The following is a 19911-nucleotide window of genomic DNA, read 5'->3' on the forward strand; positions in this document are numbered from 1 at the left end:
ACGTAACAATAATACTAAATGGTCATCAATGCGCGGCCTTGGTAAGGGTGGGCTGGCTGCGCAACATCAGGTACCCGAATGGATCATTCTTTATCCCTGCATCCGGCAACCCTGCAGTCACAACGCGTCCGCCGTGTACTGTTTGCCATCGTCATGGGTGGCAGTGCTCACACCCTGCTGTGCTGGATCGCCCTTCAGCTGGATTTCTTCCGCGGCGGTGATGCACTCTTCATTTCCCTGTTTTCGATTATCTGGGCTGGCCATGCCCTGTTCGTGACCTTTATGGTGCTGGGGCTGAATCGTCGCCTTGCCGAGCCGGCAATGATCCTGCCATTGATGGTGTGGTCCACAACCGGGTTGCTGGTCACTGCAGCGGTGGTGGATCAGGCGCGGCTGTGTGTCATGTTGATCTTCTTTGCCATCGTCCAGCTAGGGGTGTTGCAGGCCTCACTGAGGCAGTTCATTTTCCTGGCTGTGTATTGTGTGCTCGGCTACGCCATTGTGCTGGGCATCGTCTGGATCTACTGGCCAGAAGTGGTGGATGTGCAGGGTGAGTGGATTCAGTGGGCCCTGTTTTCCGTGATGGTTCTGGGCGTGACACTGTTGGCAGCAGAAATTTCCAACATTCGTACTCTGTTGGGCAGGCGTAATGCCCAGCTTGCCGACGTGGTCGAGCGGATCCATGACATGGCCGTCAAGGACGAGCTGACCGGCTTTTACCGTCGCCGACACGCCATGGAGTTGCTGGGCAAGGCCTGCAGCCAGTCTGCCCGTGGCGCCTTTTCTCTGGCGGTAGCGTATGCGGATCTGGATTTCTTCAAGCGCATCAATGACCAGTATGGTCATGGTATGGGGGATATGGTGCTGCAGCGCTTCGCCGAAGTGGTTAGTCGTCATCTCAGTGGTCAGGATTTCGCAGCACGGCTGGGGGGGGAAGAATTCATGCTGGTGTTGCCGGTCAGTGATGAGCAGGAGGCTCGCCATCTGGTGGAGGGGATTCTCATGGGTATGCGCAGCCAGCGTTTTGCCGAAGCTCCTGATCTGACCGTCACCCTGTCGGCCGGGCTGGCTATGCTGGCCCCGGGAGAAAATCCGGCGCAGGTGATCAGACGGGCTGATGCGGCCTTGTACCGTGCCAAGGAAACCGGCCGGGACAAGCTGGTGCTGGAGGCTAGGTCATGAACAGCGAGCTGCGCCAGGCGGAAAACCTGACCGTCAACGAGACCCGCCTGCTCAAGCGTCATGGTCGCGCGGCAGTGGCAATCATGGCCATGCACACACTGCTGTGTCTGGTGTACTACCGCATGGGGGATTTCCTGATTTCCCCGCAGTGGGGTGCTGCACTGCTGATCGGTGTCTGGGTGTCCATGGCCGGTTACCTGCTGCTGATGGCCAGCGGCCTGACCCTGCGTTTTCGTGATCCCTCACTGTCCCTGCCATTGATCGTGTACTGCATTGCCGTCTTCGTGGTGTCTGGCTATTACGTGGATGCTTTCCGACTCAGCGTGGTCACGCTGTTTTTTGCGGTGCTGTTGCTGGTGTCCTTTCAGCTCAGTGGCAAGGTGATGATCGGTGTGGCATTGCTCTCCAGTGCCGCCTATGCGGCGATGTTGTGGCTGGCGGTGGATGATCGTGGGGTGCAGCTGAGCGTTTCTGTGGAGGCGTTGCAGTGGCTGGTATTCACCATGATTTCCATCAGCTTTGCGATCACTGGTGGCGGAATCTACCGGCTGAAAAACAATCTTGCCGACAAGAACCGGGAGCTTGCCAAAGGCCTTGAACAGGTGCGGGAAATGGCCATTCGCGATGACCTGACCGGGCTGTTCAATCGTCGCCACCTGCTGGAGATTCTGGAGCGCCAGAAAGCGCTGGCGGACCGCAAGCGGGTGCCGTTCTCTGTCTGTTATGTGGATCTTGATCACTTCAAGCAGATCAACGACCGCTTCGGACATGAATGGGGCGACCGGGTCCTGCGACGTTTTTCTCAGGTGGTGCTTTCGGACATGCGCGATGGCGACTACTTCGGCCGTCTAGGCGGAGAGGAGTTCCTGCTGATTCTGCCGCAGAGTACCGAGGAAGGGGCCTTGCTGGTGGCAGAGCGCTTGCGCAAGCGCTGGCGGGAAGAAGCGTTCTCCCAGGAAGGCGGCCCGGCCTCTGTCAGCCTGTCAGTGGGTGTCGCCGCCTACTCCGACAAGGAATCCATCGACGACGTCCTCAACCGCGCCGACCAGGGCCTGTACAAGGCCAAGAGTGAGGGGCGGGATCAGAGCAGGGTCGCTTGAAGGGCAGTGAATAGTTAACAGTTAACAGTGAATAGTTGCGCGTGCGTAGCGCGGTGGTGACTGATAGCGAAGAGGCCGCGCCCATGTATTGGGCGCGGCCTCTTGCGTTTCAAGGATCAAAACACGCTTGCCGCGCGCTGTTCACTGTTAACTATTCACTGTTCACTGCAAAGGAAACCAGATGCTTGGTCCCCAACCTCACATGCAGCGTGTCGCCTTCCAGTACGTTGGTGTGGCTATCGGTCTGGCAGAGCAGGGTTTCCGAGGCGCTGACGCGCAGGTGGTAGAGGATGCTGGCGCCGGTGAACTGACGGCGGGTGACCGGCAGGGCCAGGGGGGCGGTTTCGTCGGCGACGATGTCCTCGGGGCGCAACAGCACATCCACGGTGGCGCCAGGGGTGAGGTTGTCCTGGTGGCGGCCGGTGAGTTCGCCCAGGCTGGTCTTGACGCTGTGCTGGTCGGTGACTTCGCCACGCAGGAAGGCGCCGTAGCCGGCAAATTCCGCAACGAAACGATTCGCCGGGGCATGGTAGATGTTATAAGGCGTGTCCCACTGTTCCAGCTTGCCGGCCTGCATCACGCCGACCCGGTCGGCAAGCGCAAACGCTTCTTCCTGGTCATGGGTGACCATCAGGGTGGTGACGTTTTCCTCGCGCAGGATATCGCCCAGCTCCCGGGCCAGCTGTCGGCGCAGATCCAGATCAAGGCTGGCAAAGGGTTCGTCGAGCAGCAGCAGGGTGGGGCGGGGGGCCAGCGCCCGGGCCAGGGCAACACGCTGTTGCTGGCCGCCGGATAGCTCGTGGGGATAGCGCTGTTCCATCCCTTCCAGGCGCACTCTTGCCAGACACTCGCTGACGCGTCTGGTCTTCTCATCGCTGGACAGCTTGCGCAGGCCGAAGGCCACGTTGTCGGCCACGGTCAAATGCGGGAACAGGGCGTGTTCCTGAAACACCATCCCCAGTCCACGTTGTTCTGGCGGGATCTGCTGGCTGGCGGAGGACACCAGCCGGTCCTGAATGCGAATGCTGCCACCGGTGACCGGCTCCAGTCCGGCGATGGCGCGCAGGGTAGTGGTCTTGCCGCAGCCACTGGGGCCCAGCAGGCAAGCGATTTCTCCTGCCGCCAGGGACAGGCTGAGGTCCTTCACCACGGCCTGCTGATGATAACCACAGGCCAGATTTTCAATATTCAGCAGCGGCGTTTTCATGATCCCGCGCTCCAGGCTTCACCATGCACGCGGCTCGAAGAGGGAGCCGCGTGATGCGTGTTGCGTGTTGCGTGCGGCGTTACCATCAATGCTGCCCGGTGAGCAGGAACTCGAGCAGGGCCTTCTGGGCATGGAGGCGGTTTTCCGCTTCATCCCAGACCACGGCACGGGGGTCGTCCATCATTTCATGGCTGACTTCCTCGCCGCGGTGGGCGGGCAGGCAGTGCATGAACAGGGCTTCGGGATCAGCAAGATCCATCAGCTCGGGTGTCACCTGATAGCCTTCAAAGGCGCTCATGCGAGCCTGTTGTTCGTCTTCCTGGCCCATGGAGGCCCACACATCGGTGACGACCAGATGGGCATCCTTCACGGCGGCGCGGACATCCGGTTCGATGGTAACGTGATCGGTGCAGCGGCTGAGCAGATCCTCGTCAGGCGAGAAGCCATTCGGGCAGCTGATCACCAGATCAAAGTCGAACTGTTTGGCGGCATTCATGTAGCTGGCGCACATGTTGTTGCCGTCGCCCACCCATACCACTTTCTTGCCCTGGATGCTGCCGCGATGCTCCACGTAGGTCTGCATGTCAGCCAGCAGCTGGCAGGGGTGGAAGTCATCGGTGAGGGCATTGATCACCGGCACGGAGGAATGGGCGGCAAAGGTTTCCACGGTGGCATGGTCAAAGGTGCGGATCATTACCGCATCCACCATGCGTGACAGTACCCGGGCGGAATCCTCGATGGGCTCGCCGCGGCCCAGCTGGGTATCACGGGGCGACAGGAAGATGCTGGCGCCGCCGAACTGGGTCATGGCCACTTCGAAGGAGACCCGGGTGCGGGTGGAGGACTTCTCGAAAATCATGCCCAGCGTCTTGCCCTTCAGGGGCTCGTGGCTCTGGCCATTGCGCAGCATGGTCTTCAGTTCGATGGCGCGCTGGATCAGGTAGCCCAGCTCGTCCGGTGTCAGGTCATTGAGAGTCAGGAAATGCCGGCTCATGCGACCTCCTGTGCATTGGCAAAGGAGCGGATAACGGCGGACAACTGGTCCACCAGGGTTTGCATTTCGGCGTCGGAGATCACCAGCGGTGGCAGCAGGCGGACCACGGAACCGGCGGTGACATTGATCAGCAGGCCGGCTTCCCGGGCGCTGTTGACCAGCTCGCCGCAGGGACGATCCAGCTGGATGCCGATCATCAGGCCTTTCTGGCGAACCTCAGTCACCATTGCCACATCGCCCAGTGCCTGCTGGAACGCCGCCTTGAGCTGTTCGCCCTTGGCGCTCACGCCAGCGACAACCTCGTTGGCCAGGGTATTGACCACGGTGAGAGAGGTGGCGCAGCCCAGCGGGTTGCCGCCGTAGGTGCTGCCGTGGGTGCCGGGGCCGAAGACGCCCTGGGCCTTGCCGGCGACCAGGCAGGCACCGATGGGGAAGCCATTGCCGAGCCCCTTGGCGGTGGTCAGCACGTCGGGCACAACGCTTTCGCCCATGCAGGCAAAATAGTGCCCGGTACGGCCATTACCGGTCTGGATTTCGTCCAGCATCAGCAGCCAGTCGTGCTGATCGCACAGCTGACGCAGGGCTTGCAGATAGCCCGGATCGGGAATGTTGATACCGCCTTCGCCTTGTACGGGTTCGGCCAGGATGGCGACCACATCCGGGTTGCCGGCGTGGGCGGCTATGGCATCCACGTCATTGAAGGGCACCCGGATGAAGCCTTCCACCAGCGGGGTAAACCCTTCCTGAACCTTGCTGTTGCCGGTGGCAGACAGGGTGGCCATGGTGCGTCCGTGGAAGCTGCCTTCCATTACCAGCACGGTGGGTTTGGCGACTCCCTTGCGGTTGCCGAACAGGCGCGCGATCTTGATGGCGGCCTCGTTGGCTTCCGCGCCGGAGTTGGAGAAAAACGCGCTCTGCATGCCGCTGATCTCGCACAGGCGCTGAGCCAGCGCTTCCTGGGCAGGAATGCGGTACAGGTTGGAGGTATGCATCAGTTGCCCGGCCTGTTCGGCCAGGGTACGGCTCACCGCCGGATGGCAGTGCCCCAGATTGCATACCGCGATACCGGAAATGGCATCCATGTACTTGTCACCGTTCTCATCGAACAGCCACACCCCTTCACCGCGCACAAACGCCACAGGCTGCCGTGCGTAGGTGGGAATCAAATATTGCTGACTCATTACCCAGACTCGTTGATGCGAATTTGTCTGTTTCAGCGGTACTGAAACAAAAAACGGCAGCTATGGGCTGCCGGGAACCGCCGATGATAGCGCACATTTTAGTGAACAGTTAATAGTTAACAGTGAACAGCGAATAAGGGTAGGCTGGGCCCGGCCTGATTTTGTCACTGCTTTTTTAGCTGTTAACTATTAACTGTTCACTGTTCATTGCCCTTATGAATCCCATCCAGCTCAGTATTTTCGCCAATCGCCTGTCCGGTATCTGTGACGAGATGGGGGCGGTGCTGCGGCTCAGTGCCCTTTCGCCCAATATCAAGGACCGGCTGGATTTCTCCTGTGCGATTTTTGATGCGCAGGGGCGGTTGTGTGCCCAGGCGGCACATATTCCGGTGCATCTGGGCTCCATGGCTTATGCAATGGCGGATCTGGTCAGTGACCGGAGCTGGGCCAGAGGTGACCTGCTGGTGGTGAATGACCCCTACCTGGGCGGCACCCACCTGCCGGACGTGACGGTGGTGGCGCCGGTGTTTCACGGCAATGCACTGATTGGCTTCGCCGTGACCCGGGCCCACCATGCCAACATCGGCGCTCACAGCCCCGGCTCCATGCCGATATCTACCCACCTTGAGCAGGAAGGGCTGGTGATCGCGCCGACTTTGCTGAAGCAGGCCGGGCAGTGGCAGCTGCCTCTGTGTTTGCGGCTGGCCGGGCTGGATGAGCATGCCGAAGAGGCTGTGTTACCCATGGACAACCTGCGCTTTGGGGATTTTGCTGCACAAGCCAGTGCCTGTGAGGCGGGGGCGCGGCGGCTGGCGGAACTGGCCGGCCAGCAGGATGATCTTGAAGCAGCGTTTGCTGCCCTCAATGCCTATGGCGAAAAGCGTGCCCGGGCCCGTATCGCGGCGCTGCCGGACGGGATCTATCAGTTTGACGATGTGATGGACGATGACGGTCAGGGGCAGCGGGACATTGTCATTGCGGTCACCCTGACCATTGAGGGTGATAGCGCGTCGCTGGATTTTGCTGGCACGGCTGATCAGGTGGCTGGCAATATCAACTGTCCCTTGTCGGTGGCGGCGGCTGCGGCCTATTACTGTTTCCGTTGCCTGATGGATGATGACGTTCCCGCCTGCGACGGGTTGTTCCGGCCCATCAGACTGAGTGCCCCGCAAGGCTCGTTGCTCAATGCACGGCGCCCGGCCGCGGTGGCCGCAGGCAATGTGGAGACCAGTTCGCGGGTGGTGGATGTGGTGCTTGGCGCACTGGCCCAGGCTGCCCCCGAGGCCATTCCCGCAGCCAGTCAGGGCACCATGAACAATGTGGCCATGGGCGCTGGTGGGGAGCAGGGCTGGGATTACTACGAAACCATGGCCGGTGGTGCCGGAGCCCACGCCGGTGGAGCGGGGTTGTCGGCAGTGCATACCCATATGACCAATACCCTGAATACCCCCATCGAAAGTCTGGAATCGCACTATCCGTTGCGGGTGCTGCACTACGGTATTCGTCGCGGCAGCGGTGGAGCAGGGCTGCATCGTGGTGGTGACGGGATTGTCCGTGAACTGGAGTTCCTTGGGCCGGCCAGTTTTACCCTGCTTACCGAAAGGCGCCAGCACCGTCCCTGGGGGCTGCGGGGCGGGCAGCCAGGTGCTGCCGGGGAGAACCACTTGAACAATGCGCCTTTGCCCCCCAAATACGAAGGGCAGGCCAGCAAGGGTAACCGGTTGAGGATTGCCTCACCCGGAGGTGGCGGTTATGGGGGGCAGCAGTGATACAATGTCTCCGATCTGGCGCCAGATGCTGGCGCACGCAACGGCATTTAACGTGATACAGGTGAAGTAATGGATGTTTTAGAGGTCATCAAAGACCAGATCGGCAGTAACGCCGTCATTCTCTACATGAAGGGGACCCCGCAGTTCCCGCAGTGCGGTTTTTCTGCCCAGGTGGTGGAAGCCATGACTGCCGTGGGCAAGCCGTTTGCGTACGTGAACATTCTGGAAGCCCCGGAAATCCGCCAGACCCTGAAGGAATATGCCAACTGGCCGACTTACCCGCAGCTGTGGGTGAAGGGTGAGCTGGTGGGCGGCTGTGACATCATCATGGACATGTACCGCGCCGGACAGCTGAAAACGATGGTGGAAGAGGCCTCTGAAGAGGCTGAATAAGGTTCATGGTTGACTGAGTGCAATCCGTATCATTTTTTACGTTTTTGTTCGAATTGCATTCACACTAAAAAACCCGGCACATGCCGGGTTTTTTAGTGATCACTATCAAAATCGTATTAAGAATTAGTTTCAATCCCATTTGTTTTTGCAGTACATTTCGCGCCATTGAAATTGCTCAACTTGAAACTTTTGGGAAGGAAGACACATGTTCAAGCGCACTGTTCTGGCCATGGCCATTTCCGCTGTACCTTTCGCTGCCCAGGCGGCTCAGTCTACTGAGGATCTGCAGAAGCAGATCGACATCCTGGCGCAGGAAATCGAATCGCTGAAACAGGAACAGGGTGGGGCGTCCAACCCGTTCAACAAGGTCAGCCTGGGGGGTTACGGTGAGATCCACTACAACCACTACAACCAGGATCCCGAGTTCGGTGGCAAGCAGTCCAATGATCAGATTGACGCTCACCGTTTCGTGCTGTTTGTCGGTTATGACTTCACCGATTCCGTGCGCTTCTTTTCCGAGATCGAGATCGAGCACAGCCTGTCTGGCGACGGCAAGCCCGGTGAAGTAGAGCTGGAGCAGGCTTACATCGAAGTCGATACCTCTGCCAACACCAAGCTGAAAATGGGTCAGTTCCTGATCCCGGTGGGTATCATCAATGAGACCCATGAACCGGATACGTTCTACGGTGTAGAGCGCAACTCTCTGGAGAAAAACATTATTCCGGCCACCTGGTGGGAAGCGGGTGCCATGTTCAGCCAGGACCTGGGCGCAGGCCTGACCTACGACGTGGCCCTGCATTCCGGCCTGTTCATGGATGACGGCACCAGCGTGCGTAGTGGTCGCCAGAAGGTGGCGGAAGCGCCTGCGAACACTGGTGCAGCTACCGGCCGTGTCCGCTATGTGGGCATTCCTGGCCTGGATCTGGCTTCCAGCATCCAGTACCAGCAGGACGTGAACCAGGATGACCCGGATCGTGTTGGCCTGGAAGAAGTCAGCGGTCGCCTGGTGGAAGCACACGCCCGTTACTCCATTGCCGGGGTGACTGCCACCGTGCAGAAGGCCCGTTGGGATTTCAACGGCTTCGAAGGCACCGGTGCTGACCGTCAGGAAGGCGAGCTGTACGAGCTGTCCTACAAGCTGACCGACAAGCTGGGCTTCTTTGGTCGTTACGAGAACATCAACCTGGTGGCCGAAGGCGGCAATGACACCAGCGAGCAGATGATCTCCACCTACGGTGTGAACTACTGGATCGTGCCGCAGGTAGTGGTGAAGGCGGACGTTCAGAACGTGAACTACAAGAACCCGCTGGATGACGACAAAGCCAAGGACACCGTCAACCTGGGCATTGGCTGGAGCTTCTAAGCCTTGTTGATGCGCGTGTTCGTCAAAGCAGCAGGGTGGGCTTCGCTCACCCTGATGTTGTGTTTTTCCGCTGTGGCGCAGGCAGAGGATGTCTATCTGTCGGTGCCGGATTATCTCGCCGAACAGTATGAAACGGTGCCATCTCCGTCCATGTTGTGGCTGGACGAAGCCCAGCGTAAAGACGCTGAGGCCCTGTCCGGCGAAGACCCCGGCTTTCGTCAGCGTTACTGGCAGGCTGACCGGAAATCGTCCTGGGTGATCAATGTGATCGGCCGGGATCACCCCATTACCCTTGGTATCAGCGTCAAAGACGGTAAACTTGCCGCACTGCGTGTGCTGATCTATCGGGAATCCCGGGGCTGGGAAGTTCGCCACCCCTTCTTTACCCGTCAGTTTGACCAGGCCACGCTGGATAAAGGCAAGCTGGACCGGGATATCGACAATATTACCGGAGCCACCCTCTCGGTGAATGCCCTGCAGCGTGCTGCAAAGCTCGCCCTGTGGCTCGACAGCCAGCTGCCAACAGAATAATTCGCCGATTTCAGGGGGCTGGATGGCTGCAAGAAAACCTACCCGTCAGTGGCGTCAGTGGCATCGCTGGCTGGGGCTGGCGGTGGCACTGCCGGTGCTGGTGCTGTCGATAACCGGCGTCATGCTCAATCATATCGAATCCCTTGGTTGGTCCAGCAAGCCCATGTCGCCCTGGCTGGCGCGCTGGTATGGCGCCCCGGTACCCAAGGATGTGAAAGGCTATTCGCTGGATGGGCAGTGGTATGCCGAGCTGGACGAACGCCTGTATATCAATGGCACTGATACCCTCCATTGCCCTCCGCCCTTGCAAGGGGTGGCGCAGCAGAATGGGCTGCTGATTGTTGGTTGTGGCCATGAGCTGATGTTGCTGGACGACAGTGGCCAACTGGTGGAGCGGATCGGCAAGGCCTACGGCCTGCCGGCGTTTGAGCATCTTGGCAGTGATGATCAGGGACTGATTCTCGATACTGGTGCCGAGAGGCTCCGTTTTGATGTGGACCAGTTGATGACCGGTCCTTACCAGGGGAACTGGCAACCGGTTGATGCTCGGCCCCTGCCAAAGCAGATGAAGCAGGCGCTGATCAGCCAGAGTGTGCCGCCGTCGCTGAACTGGCAGCGCCTGTTGCTGGATCTGCACGCCGGCCGGATTGCCGGTCTCGCCGGGCAGCTGGTAATGGATTTCGCCGCGCTGGTGCTCACTATCCTGGCGATCACCGGGACGGTGATCTGGAGCCGAACCCGGCGTTGATTGGCCAATAGTTGAGCACTCGGACGGATTCCGGGACAAAGCCGGTTGCATGGCGCGCCGGAATCCCCATGATAGAGCTCAGTTTTCGCGGGACGTGACGTCCCCGGCTTTACCCCCTCATACAAGGAGATAAACATGGCTGTTCTGGTTGGTAAGCCCGCACCGGATTTCACTGTTCCTGCTGTACTGGGCGATGGCAGCATCGTTGACGAATTCACCCTGTCCGAAGCCATCAAGGGCAAATACGGCCTGGTATTCTTCTACCCGCTGGATTTCACCTTCGTGTGCCCGTCCGAGCTGATCGCTCTGGATCACCGCATGGACGAGTTCAAGGCTCGTGGCGTGGAAGTGATCGGTGTGTCCATCGACAGCCACTTCACCCACAATGCCTGGCGTAACACCCCGGTGAACGAAGGCGGTATCGGCCCGGTGAAATACACCCTGGCTGCCGACATGGCTCACAACATTTGTCAGGCTTACGATGTGGAATCCGAAGGCGGCGTGGCTTTCCGTGGCGCTTTCCTGATCGACAACAACGGTGTTGTGCGCAGCCAGATCGTTAACGATCTGCCGCTGGGTCGTAACATGGATGAGCTGCTGCGTCTGGTTGATGCCCTGCAGTTCCACGAAGAGCACGGTGAAGTGTGCCCGGCGGGCTGGCAGAAAGGCGATTCCGGCATGAACGCTTCTCCGGAAGGTGTTGCCGAGTACCTGTCTGGTAATGCAGACAAGCTGTAAGAATCGCAGGCACAAAAAAAGGGCCGCTCTTTAGCGGCCCTTTTTTTGTGCCTGCTCGCTGGAGGCCTGACGCCAGATGCTTGACGCTGGAACCCAGGTCAAAACAATGCGCGGCGTCAGGCGTCAGGCGTACAATTAATCCAGCGCCTTGGCCAGGGTCGGCGGCATTTCGCCGGGGGGCGGGGGGGGCCAGCCGCCCAGGTCGCGGAAGCGATTGACCATGGAGCAGAACAGTTCGGCGGTGCGGGTGGCATCGTACAGGGCCGAGTGGGCTTCGCGCTGGCTGAAACGGATGCCAGCGGCTTCACAGGCCTTGGCCAGTACGGTCTGGCCGTACACCAGCCCGGCCATGGTGGCGGTATCAAAACTGGAGAAAGGGTGGAACGGGTTGCGCTTGATGTCGGCGCGGTCTGCGGCGGCATTCATGAAACCCTGATCAAAGAAGCTGTTGTGGCCCACCAGTACGGCACGGTTGCAGCCATGCTTTTTCACTGCCTTGCGCACCGGCTCGAAAACGCCCTTGAGGGCGGTTTCTTCAGACACGGCACCGCGCAGCGGGTTATGTGGGTCAATACCGGTGAAATCCAGCGCAGCTTGCTCCAGGTTGGCCCCGGGGAACGGGTCCACATGGAACTGGATGCGGGTAGAAGGGCGCAGGTAGCCCTGGGCGTCCATATCAATCAGGACGGCGGCGACTTCCAGCAAGGCATCGGTACTGGCATTGAATCCCCCGGTTTCCACGTCGATAACTACCGGCAGAAACCCCCGAAACCGCAGCGCAAGGCTGGGGTGCTGATCGCTCATGATGACTCCAACAGAGAAAATGCCCCGATCTGGCCGCTCCGGCAGCCGGGAGTCGCTATGCTACCGGAATCCCGGCGGTGGTGACAGGTGACGAGGCGACAGCCGTGCAGGTACAATACGCCCCCTCGATTCACCGGGAGGCCTGCCCATGCGCTGCAGGCAACCCAATTGCGGAGTCTTTTCATGTCCAAGATCAACAAGGTAGTGCTGGCATATTCCGGCGGCCTGGATACCTCAGTTATCGTTAAATGGCTGCAGGATACCTATGACTGTGAAGTGGTGACCTTCACCGCGGATATCGGTCAGGGTGAAGAAGTGGAGCCGGCACGTGCCAAGGCAGAGGCCATGGGCGTGAAGGAGATCTACATTGAAGACCTGCGCGAAGAATTCGTGCGCGACTACGTGTACCCCATGTTCCGCGCCAACACCATCTACGAAGGCGAGTACCTGCTGGGTACTTCAATTGCCCGGCCGCTGATCGCCAAGCGTCTGGTGGAAATCGCCCAGGAAACCGGCGCTGATGCCATTTCCCACGGTGCCACCGGCAAAGGTAACGACCAGGTACGTTTCGAGCTGGGCGCCTACGCGCTGGCTCCCGGCATCCAGGTAATCGCCCCCTGGCGTGAGTGGGATCTGAATTCCCGCGAAAAGCTCATGGCCTACTGCGAAGAGCGCAAGATTCCGGTGGATTTCACCAACAAGAAGAAGAAATCCCCGTACTCCATGGATGCCAACCTGCTGCACATCTCCTATGAAGGCGGCAATCTGGAAGATCCGTGGTGGGAAGCGGAAGAAGACATGTGGCGCTGGAGCGTGAGCCCGGAAGCGGCCCCGGACAAGCCCACCTACATTACCCTCGGCTTCGAGAAGGGCGACATCGTTTCCATCGACGGCGAGCGCCTGAGCCCGGCCGAAGTGCTGACCAAGCTGAACAAGCTGGGTGGCGATAACGGTATCGGCCGTCTGGATATCGTGGAAAACCGCTACGTGGGCATGAAGTCCCGTGGCTGTTACGAAACCCCGGGTGGCACCATCATGCTGCCGGCACACCGTGCCATCGAGTCCCTGACTCTGGATCGCGAGTCTGCGCACCTGAAGGATTCCGTGATGCCCAAGTATGCCGAGCTGGTGTACAACGGCTACTGGTGGAGCCCGGAGCGTCTGGCCCTGCAGAAGCTCATCGATGAGACCCAACAGCACGTGAATGGCGAAGTGCGCCTGAAACTCTACAAGGGCAGCGTCACCGTGGTGGGCCGTCGTTCCGAAAACGACAGCCTGTTCGATGCCTCCATCGCCACCTTTGAAGACGATGCCGGTGCCTATGACCAGAAAGACGCAGAGGGCTTTATCAAGCTGAACGCCCTGCGCCTGCGCATCGCCGCCAAGAATGGTCGAAAGTTGGTTTAAGAGACGCTGCACGCATCACGCAGCATGCAACACGGAAAACCGTCGCCACCGAAAGGTCGCGGCGGTTTTTTTTGCCGCTCTGCGGCTGCATTGTGGGAGCGTGCTTGCACGCGAAGGGAGGGGCGTCTAGGGGTCGATTCGCTTGCAGGCAAGCTCCCACAGTCTCTCTCGGACAGGGTCCTGCCTTGTTTTCTATCTTGGTGGACTCAGTGTTCTGTATTTCGCTTCCGGGTTTGCGCGTGTTGCCTGTTGCGTGGTGCATGCAGCGTTCAATGTTACATATCGACAAGTAAACCTTATTTAATTTGTACCATGGTCTTAATTAGGCTGGTGTCCTCAGAATAACAACACCCTTTCCATTGGGAGGATACTGACCATGACCGTTTCCGCGTCGTTGATTTTTCGCCGTTCACTTCTGGCTTCCGCTCTGACTCTTGCCCTGGCTGCCTGTGGGGGAGGGGGTGGCAGCAGTGCGCCGGTGCCTGCCAGTAGTGCTGCCAGTGATGACGAACCGGTGGCGAATGTGGCGGAAGAAGCCCAGACCCCGGAGCTGCCGGAGCCGGCCGCCCGAGCCCGTGATGTGATCTTCGTGGGCAATAACTGGGAAGGTATGGTCGATGTGGTGGATCGGGATACCTACACCCGCCTTGGCCGAATCAACGGGATTCCGGACCAGCAGGAGCGGGAGGCGGCCATTGCCAGCAATCCGGAGGACCTGCTGTTCTTCCAGGGGATTCGTCTGCTCATTGGGGAGGGGAATCACCAGTACGTGGATGACATGTACAGCAGCAACGACGGCCGTCTGCTGATTGTCTCGCGTCCCAGCTATGCGGATGTGGTGGGTATTGATATCGAGACGGGTGAGGTCGAGTGGCGGTTCGAAGTGGATGGTTACCGCTCCGATCATATGGCGATTTCGCCGGACGGCACTCAGGTCGCTGTGTCGGCGTCTACGGGCAATGTGGTCCATATTCTGGATGTGGAGACGGGCCTGGAGCTCAAGCGCTTTCCATCCGGTGATTCGCCCCATGAAAACATTTATTCCGAAGACGGCGAGCGTATCTATCACGCCAGCATCGGTACCGTGTATACGCCGCTGGATAGCGAGTTGATTGGTGACCTGACGGACACCCTGCTGGGCCAGAATCTGCTGGATGCCACCAAGGGCGAGCGGATCTTCCAGGTGGTGGACGCCGACAGCATGGAGATCATCAAGAAGCTGGATCTGGCTGCGGATCTGGAAGCAGCGGGCTATGGCGATCTCAGTACCGCAGTGCGGCCCATGGCCCACACCAGCGATTACCGCTACTTCTATTTCCAGCTATCCTTCCTGCACGGCTTTATCGAATACGACATGGAAGAGGAAAAGGTGCTGCGCCTTGCCGAGCTGCCGGACCTCACCAATGGCTTGCCACGGGAGCTGTACGTGAATGACTCCGCGCATCATGGCATCGCCATGAGTGCCGATAACCAGACCCTGTGTGTGGCCGGTACCATGAGTGACTACGTGGCCCTGGTGGATCGGGAGACCTTTGAATTCACTCTCAAGAAAGGCGTGGGTGAAAAGCCCTACTGGGTGACCACCAGCAAGGATGGCGAGCATTGCTACGTGTCCTGGAGCGGCACCGACCAGATGTCGGTCTTCAACTATGCCAGCGGCCAGGAAGTGGCGCGGGTAGATGTGGGCGATCACCCGCAACGCATCCGCGAAGGCCGCGTGCCAGAGGTATGGGTGGAACAGCAGGGATCTCTGTTCTTGCCGTAAAAACGCTAGACGCCTGAAGCCCGACGCCTGACGCATCAATTCAAAGGCTCCGATACTGCATCGGGCGTTTGGCGTCAGGCGCCGGGCATTTTTTGTTGTCAATTCCGCCTTCTGCCACCACACTTCGCCCTGACACGGCAGGCGCTACCCTTGCCTGTGCATTTTCACCGTTGTCAGGAGCCTGCAAATCATGCGAATCCTTCATACCATGTTGCGTGTCGGAGATCTCGACGCCTCTGTGGCGTTCTATACCGACGTACTGGGCATGCACGAAATCCGCCGCAGGGAATACCCGGAAGGGCGCTTCACCAATGTGTTCGTGGGCTATCAGCCTGAATCTGAAGGTGCGGTGCTGGAGCTGACCTGCAACTGGGATCAGTCTTGCTACGATCTCGGTACGGGCTATGGCCATGTCGCACTGGCCGTGGATGACGTGTACGCTGCTTGTGAACGTATTCGCGAGCGGGGTGGCAAGATCACCCGTGAACCCGGGCCCATGAAACACGGCACCACGGTGCTGGCTTTCGTGGAAGATCCGGATGGCTACAAGATTGAACTGCTGGGACGCGACTGATGGGCAAAGTGGTTGTAGGGTGGCGCGAATGGGCCAGCCTGCCCGAACTGGGCATTGATGCCATCAAGATGAAGGTGGATACCGGGGCGCGAACCTCGGCCATTCATGCCTTCGAAGTGGAAAGCTTCGAGCGTGATGGTCGCGAGTGGGTGCGCTTTTCCCTGCACCCTATCCAGGATCAGCCCCAGGTGATTGTGTGTGAAGCGCCAGTGCTCGACCGCCGCGTGGTAACCGATTCCGGCGGCCACAAGGAAGAACGCCCGGTGATTCTCACCAGTATTGATCTCGGCGGTCGCCGCTGGTCCATTGAAATTACCCTGACCGACCGGGAAAACATGAAATTCCGGATGCTGCTCGGACGCACTGCGATGACCGAAATCGTGGTGGAGCCGACAGAATCCTTCCTGCTGGGCGGTGACCGGGATAACCCGTAAGCCGCCTTGCCTGCGACTTCTTTTTACGTTTATTTAGACAGTTAACCCAAACAGACAAGTGCTGCCATGAAAATTGCGATCCTTTCGAGAAACAAGCGACTCTATTCCACCCGTCGCCTGGTGGAGGCCGGTGAGGCTGCCGGTCATGAAATGCATGTCATCGATACCCTGCGTTGCTACATGAGCATGGTGGCGCACAAACCCGAGATTCACTACAAGGGCGAAGTGCTGGAAGGCTTTGATGCGGTGATTCCGCGGATCGGTGCCTCCATTACCCAGTACGGCACGGCGGTAGTGCGTCAGTTTGAAATGATGGGCGTGTTCCCGGTGAATGAATCCGTGGCGATTTCCCGCTCCCGGGACAAGCTGCGCTCCCTGCAGCTGCTCTCCCGCAAGGGCGTGGGCCTGCCAATTACCGGTTTTGCCCACTCCCCGGATGACATTCCTGACCTGATCAACATGGTTCGCGGTGCGCCCCTGGTGATCAAGATGCTGGAAGGTACCCAGGGCATCGGCGTGGTGCTGGCGGAAACCCGCAAGGCGGCAGAATCGGTGATTGAAGCCTTCATGGGGCTGAATGTGTCGGTGATGGTGCAGGAATACATCAAGGAAGCCGGCGGTGCGGATATCCGCTGTTTCGTGGTGGGCGGCAAGGTGATTGCGGCCATGAAGCGCCAGGCCGCCCCCGGCGAATTCCGTTCCAACCTGCATCGAGGCGGCAGTGCCAGCCTGATTCGCATTACCCCGGAAGAGCGGGCCACTGCGGTGCGTGCGGCACGCATCATGGGACTGAACGTGGCTGGTGTGGATATTCTGCGTTCCAACCACGGTCCGGTGGTAATGGAAGTGAACTCTTCTCCGGGACTGGAAGGCATCGAGCAGGCCACCAACAAGGATGTGGCTGGCATGGTGATCCAGTTTATCGAAAAGGATGCTCGCCCCTATCGGACGCAGACCAAAGGCTCCAAGGGGTGACAAAGGCAGTTAACAGTTAATAGTGAATAGTTAATAGCGAAAACCCTGCTGGAGTGGGCGCTATGGTGCCAAGGGCAGGCGGTGGGATGAGCTGGTGGTTTCGGGACAATGAAAAATACTAAAGAGCCGAAGAACGCGCCTTTTGAGATTGATGGCATTACTGTTCAGCCGGGGACGCGGGCGAAGGTAGAATTGCCGTTGGCTCAGCTTTATACGCAGACGCCGCTGAATGTGCCGATTCATGTGATCCATGGCCGCAAGCCAGGCCCGGTGCTGATGGTCAGTGCGGCGATTCATGGGGATGAGCTCAACGGGGTGGAGATTATTCGCCGGTTGCTGCGTCATTCCGCATTGAAGAACCTGACGGGTACCTTGCTGGCAGTGCCGGTGGTGAACGTATTCGGCTTCATTCACAAGACCCGCTACCTGCCCGATCGCCGTGATCTGAACCGCTGTTTTCCGGGTTCGGAAACCGGCAGCCTGGGCGCGCGCATGGCGTGGCAGTTCAAGAGCCAGGTGCTGGATCGCGCTACCCATGCCGTAGACCTGCACACCGGCGCCATTCACCGCGCCAACCTGCCGCAGATCCGTGCAGACCTCTCCAATGACGACACTGCCGCCATGGCGAATGCCTTTGGCGTGCCGGTGGTGATCAACTCGGTACTGGGGGAGGGTACCCTGCGGGAAGTGGCCGAGGCCCAGGGGATCCCGGTGATTACCTATGAAGCGGGCGAAGCCCTTCGCTTTGAGGAATCCTGCATTCGTGCCGGGGTAAAAGGGGTGCTCAATGTGATGCAGCACCTGGGTATGACGGGTTCACGTCGCACCAAGGCGCCGGCCGAGCCCTATATCGCCCGCTCCTCCAGCTGGGTGCGGGCCGAGCGAGACGGGGTCTTCCTGTCCCTGGTGGCGCTGGGCGCCTGGATCAAGAAGGGCGACCTGATTGGCCGCATATCCAGCCCCTTTGGTGGCGAGGATGTGGACATCCATGCCCCCGCTGCGGGCATCCTGGTGGGGCGCAACAACCTGCCATTGGTGAATGAAGGTGAGGCCCTGTATCACATTGCCCGCTTCGAGGAGGTCAGCGAAGTGGCCCAGTCACTGGAAGAGTTTACCCACGATATCGAGGAAGGCCCCACCCTGGCGGGACAACCGCCAATTGTTTGATTGATTGCGGCCGCGTGCCTGCCCTGAGCAATCAGGAAAGTCCGTCCTGATTGCTCGAGTGGCATATCTCCTTATGCTTGTTTGTTCTTCCCTTATGCCTGATTGCCGGGCCGACCTGACGCTTATCCTTTGCTATACTCCGCCGCGAAATGGACACCCCGTTGATAGAGCATTTGGAGTGAATAGATGGTCGCTTTGGTCAAGCCGCATGGTGCGGACGCACTAACCCCCCTGTACGTCGCCGATGAAGACGCGCGCGTTGCCCTGCAAAAAGAAGCTGAGTCCCTGCCTTCGGTAGTGATCAGCTCGGCCGCTGCCGCCAATGCGGTGATGATGGCTGCCGGTTATTTCACCCCGCTGAGCGGCTACATGAACAAGGCAGACATGTTGTCCGTGGCGGACAACATGACCACCGCCAATGGCCTGTTCTGGCCGGTGCCGATCGTCAACATGCTCAAGGATGTCAGCGCCATTCAAGGTGCCAAGCGCATCGCCCTGCGTGACCCCAATGTGGAAGGCGAGCCGGTGATTGCGGTGATGGATGTGGCCGCTATCGAAGAAGCCTCTGACGCCGAACTGGAAGCCGTGGCCGAACAGGTATTTGCCACCACCGACAAGCAACACCCGGGTGTGGCCAACTTCCTGGCCGCGGGCAACTTCATCGTGTCCGGTGATATCCAGGTCCTGAACTACTCCTACTTTGCCGACGACTTCCCGGATACCTTCCGTACTGCGGTGTCTATCCGCAATGAGTTTGTGGAGCGCGGCTGGAGCAATGTGGTGGCCTTCCAGACCCGTAACCCCATGCACCGTGCCCACGAAGAACTGTGTCGCATGGCCCAGGAAGCCCTCAACGCTGACGGTATCCTGATTCACATGCTGCTGGGTAAACTGAAAGCCGGTGATATCCCGGCTGACGTGCGTGATGCCTCTATCCGCAAAATGGTGGAAGTGTACTTCCCGCCCAATACCGTGATGATCACCGGTTACGGCTTCGACATGCTCTACGCCGGCCCCCGTGAAGCGGTACTGCACGCGGTATTCCGTCAGAACTGTGGTTGTACTCACCTGATCGTGGGTCGTGACCATGCTGGCGTGGGCGATTACTACGGTGCCTTCGACGCTCAGACCATCTTCCAGGACAAAGTGCCGGCCGGTGCTCTGGAGATCAAGATCTTCGAAGCTGACCACACCGCCTATTCCAAGAAGCTGGATCGCGTGGTGATGATGCGCGATGTACCGGATCACACCAAGGACGACTTCGTTCTGCTGTCCGGCACCAAGGTGCGTGAGATGCTCGGTCAGGGGATTGCCCCGCCGCCGGAATTCTCTCGTCCGGAAGTGGCACAGATCCTGATGGATTACTACCAGGCGCTGGACGCCGGCAAGTAATCTGCCCTGGGCGCTTCTGCGCTCAAGCGCCAACAAAAAAAGCCTCTTTCAGAGGCTTTTTTTTGGTTCATCGCGGATTTCCGGGAAAAGCGGCTTTGATCTTCAGGAAGAAGTAGTCGCTATCCCGGTATCCATAAGCCATTCGCTTGATGACCTTGATCTTGTTGTTTACCCCTTCCAGGACACT

At 59.2% G+C, this 19911-nt stretch carries 20 protein-coding genes; 15 read left to right on the forward strand and 5 right to left on the reverse strand.

The features are described from left to right. Positions 1 to 78: 78 nt before the first annotated feature. Both MWU49_RS15790 and MWU49_RS15795 read left to right on the forward strand, forming a co-directional pair. Positions 79 to 1182 (forward strand): GGDEF domain-containing protein, encoded by a 1104-nt coding sequence (locus tag MWU49_RS15790; RefSeq protein ID WP_246974174.1) that lies wholly within the window; start codon positions 79 to 81, stop codon positions 1180 to 1182. Continuing rightward, the gene (locus MWU49_RS15795) at positions 1179 to 2282 is read left to right on the forward strand and encodes a GGDEF domain-containing protein (protein ID WP_246974175.1); all 1104 of its coding nucleotides are present in this window, start codon (positions 1179 to 1181) and stop codon (positions 2280 to 2282) included. Before MWU49_RS15790 ends, MWU49_RS15795 begins: the two co-directional genes overlap by 4 nt. A gap of 151 nt (positions 2283 to 2433) precedes the next feature. On the opposite strand, the gene MWU49_RS15800 is transcribed toward MWU49_RS15795, so the two are convergent. The 3 genes from MWU49_RS15800 to MWU49_RS15810 form a co-directional block, all read right to left on the reverse strand. Then, a complete protein-coding gene (locus tag MWU49_RS15800; protein ID WP_246974176.1) occupies positions 2434 to 3489 on the reverse strand; it encodes an ABC transporter ATP-binding protein in 1056 nt (351 codons plus the stop codon). A gap of 85 nt (positions 3490 to 3574) precedes the next feature. Next, the gene (gene argF / locus MWU49_RS15805) at positions 3575 to 4483 is read right to left on the reverse strand and encodes an ornithine carbamoyltransferase (protein WP_246974177.1); all 909 of its coding nucleotides are present in this window, start codon (positions 4481 to 4483) and stop codon (positions 3575 to 3577) included. Then, entirely contained in the window at positions 4480 to 5664 is a 1185-nt protein-coding gene (locus tag MWU49_RS15810) for an aspartate aminotransferase family protein (protein WP_246974178.1), read from the reverse strand. The genes argF and MWU49_RS15810 overlap by 4 nt, the downstream gene beginning before the upstream one ends. Positions 5665 to 5879: 215 nt before the next feature. On the opposite strand from MWU49_RS15810, the gene MWU49_RS15815 reads away from it, so the two are divergent. The 6 genes from MWU49_RS15815 to MWU49_RS15840 all read left to right on the forward strand — a co-directional run bounded on the left by MWU49_RS15815 (position 5880) and on the right by MWU49_RS15840 (position 11206). Then, positions 5880 to 7433: a hydantoinase B/oxoprolinase family protein gene (locus tag MWU49_RS15815; RefSeq protein ID WP_246974179.1), complete on the forward strand. Its 1554-nt coding sequence runs from the start codon at positions 5880 to 5882 to the stop codon at positions 7431 to 7433. A 69-nt stretch (positions 7434 to 7502) separates the two neighbouring features. Then, positions 7503 to 7826, forward strand: coding sequence for a Grx4 family monothiol glutaredoxin (grxD, locus tag MWU49_RS15820; protein WP_246974182.1), 324 nt, complete (start codon positions 7503 to 7505; stop codon positions 7824 to 7826). Positions 7827 to 8031: 205 nt separating this feature from the next. Further along, positions 8032 to 9189: a porin gene (locus MWU49_RS15825; RefSeq protein WP_246974186.1), complete on the forward strand. Its 1158-nt coding sequence runs from the start codon at positions 8032 to 8034 to the stop codon at positions 9187 to 9189. 9 nt (positions 9190 to 9198) lie between these two features. Continuing rightward, positions 9199 to 9720, forward strand: coding sequence for an FMN-binding protein (locus tag MWU49_RS15830; protein ID WP_246974206.1), 522 nt, complete (start codon positions 9199 to 9201; stop codon positions 9718 to 9720). 22 nt (positions 9721 to 9742) lie between these two features. Then, positions 9743 to 10468, forward strand: coding sequence for a PepSY-associated TM helix domain-containing protein (locus tag MWU49_RS15835; RefSeq protein ID WP_246974188.1), 726 nt, complete (start codon positions 9743 to 9745; stop codon positions 10466 to 10468). Between the two features lie 135 nt (positions 10469 to 10603). After that, the gene (locus MWU49_RS15840; RefSeq protein ID WP_246974189.1) at positions 10604 to 11206 is read left to right on the forward strand and encodes a peroxiredoxin; all 603 of its coding nucleotides are present in this window, start codon (positions 10604 to 10606) and stop codon (positions 11204 to 11206) included. A 135-nt stretch (positions 11207 to 11341) separates the two neighbouring features. Here MWU49_RS15840 and rnt read toward each other — a convergent pair whose 3' ends face one another. After that, positions 11342 to 12010 (reverse strand): ribonuclease T, encoded by a 669-nt coding sequence (rnt, locus tag MWU49_RS15845; RefSeq protein ID WP_246974191.1) that lies wholly within the window; start codon positions 12008 to 12010, stop codon positions 11342 to 11344. Between the two features lie 183 nt (positions 12011 to 12193). Between rnt and MWU49_RS15850 the strand changes: the two genes are divergently transcribed. The 7 genes from MWU49_RS15850 to sat all read left to right on the forward strand — a co-directional run bounded on the left by MWU49_RS15850 (position 12194) and on the right by sat (position 19724). Then, positions 12194 to 13417 (forward strand): argininosuccinate synthase, encoded by a 1224-nt coding sequence (locus MWU49_RS15850; protein ID WP_246974193.1) that lies wholly within the window; start codon positions 12194 to 12196, stop codon positions 13415 to 13417. A gap of 376 nt (positions 13418 to 13793) precedes the next feature. Further along, a complete protein-coding gene (locus tag MWU49_RS15855; RefSeq protein ID WP_246974194.1) occupies positions 13794 to 15182 on the forward strand; it encodes a serine/threonine protein kinase in 1389 nt (462 codons plus the stop codon). Between the two features lie 190 nt (positions 15183 to 15372). Further along, positions 15373 to 15756: a lactoylglutathione lyase gene (gene gloA / locus MWU49_RS15860; RefSeq protein WP_246974195.1), complete on the forward strand. Its 384-nt coding sequence runs from the start codon at positions 15373 to 15375 to the stop codon at positions 15754 to 15756. After that, a complete protein-coding gene (locus MWU49_RS15865) occupies positions 15756 to 16190 on the forward strand; it encodes an ATP-dependent zinc protease (protein WP_246974197.1) in 435 nt (144 codons plus the stop codon). The genes gloA and MWU49_RS15865 overlap by 1 nt, the downstream gene beginning before the upstream one ends. A gap of 66 nt (positions 16191 to 16256) precedes the next feature. Beyond that, positions 16257 to 17165 (forward strand): 30S ribosomal protein S6--L-glutamate ligase, encoded by a 909-nt coding sequence (gene rimK / locus MWU49_RS15870; RefSeq protein WP_246974199.1) that lies wholly within the window; start codon positions 16257 to 16259, stop codon positions 17163 to 17165. A gap of 108 nt (positions 17166 to 17273) precedes the next feature. Further along, a complete protein-coding gene (locus tag MWU49_RS15875; protein WP_246974200.1) occupies positions 17274 to 18332 on the forward strand; it encodes a succinylglutamate desuccinylase/aspartoacylase family protein in 1059 nt (352 codons plus the stop codon). Between the two features lie 186 nt (positions 18333 to 18518). Then, on the forward strand, positions 18519 to 19724 hold the full coding sequence (gene sat, locus MWU49_RS15880; RefSeq protein ID WP_246974201.1) for a sulfate adenylyltransferase: 1206 nt from the start codon (positions 18519 to 18521) through the stop codon (positions 19722 to 19724). Between the two features lie 67 nt (positions 19725 to 19791). On the opposite strand, the gene MWU49_RS15885 is transcribed toward sat, so the two are convergent. After that, on the reverse strand, positions 19792 to 19911 hold a 120-nt coding region (locus tag MWU49_RS15885; protein ID WP_246974207.1), incomplete at its 5' end, for a transposase.

Origin of the sequence: Alcanivorax sp. S6407 (genome assembly GCF_023016115.1) — a bacterium.
In the GTDB taxonomy this organism is placed as follows: Bacteria; Pseudomonadota; Gammaproteobacteria; order Pseudomonadales; family Alcanivoracaceae; genus Alcanivorax.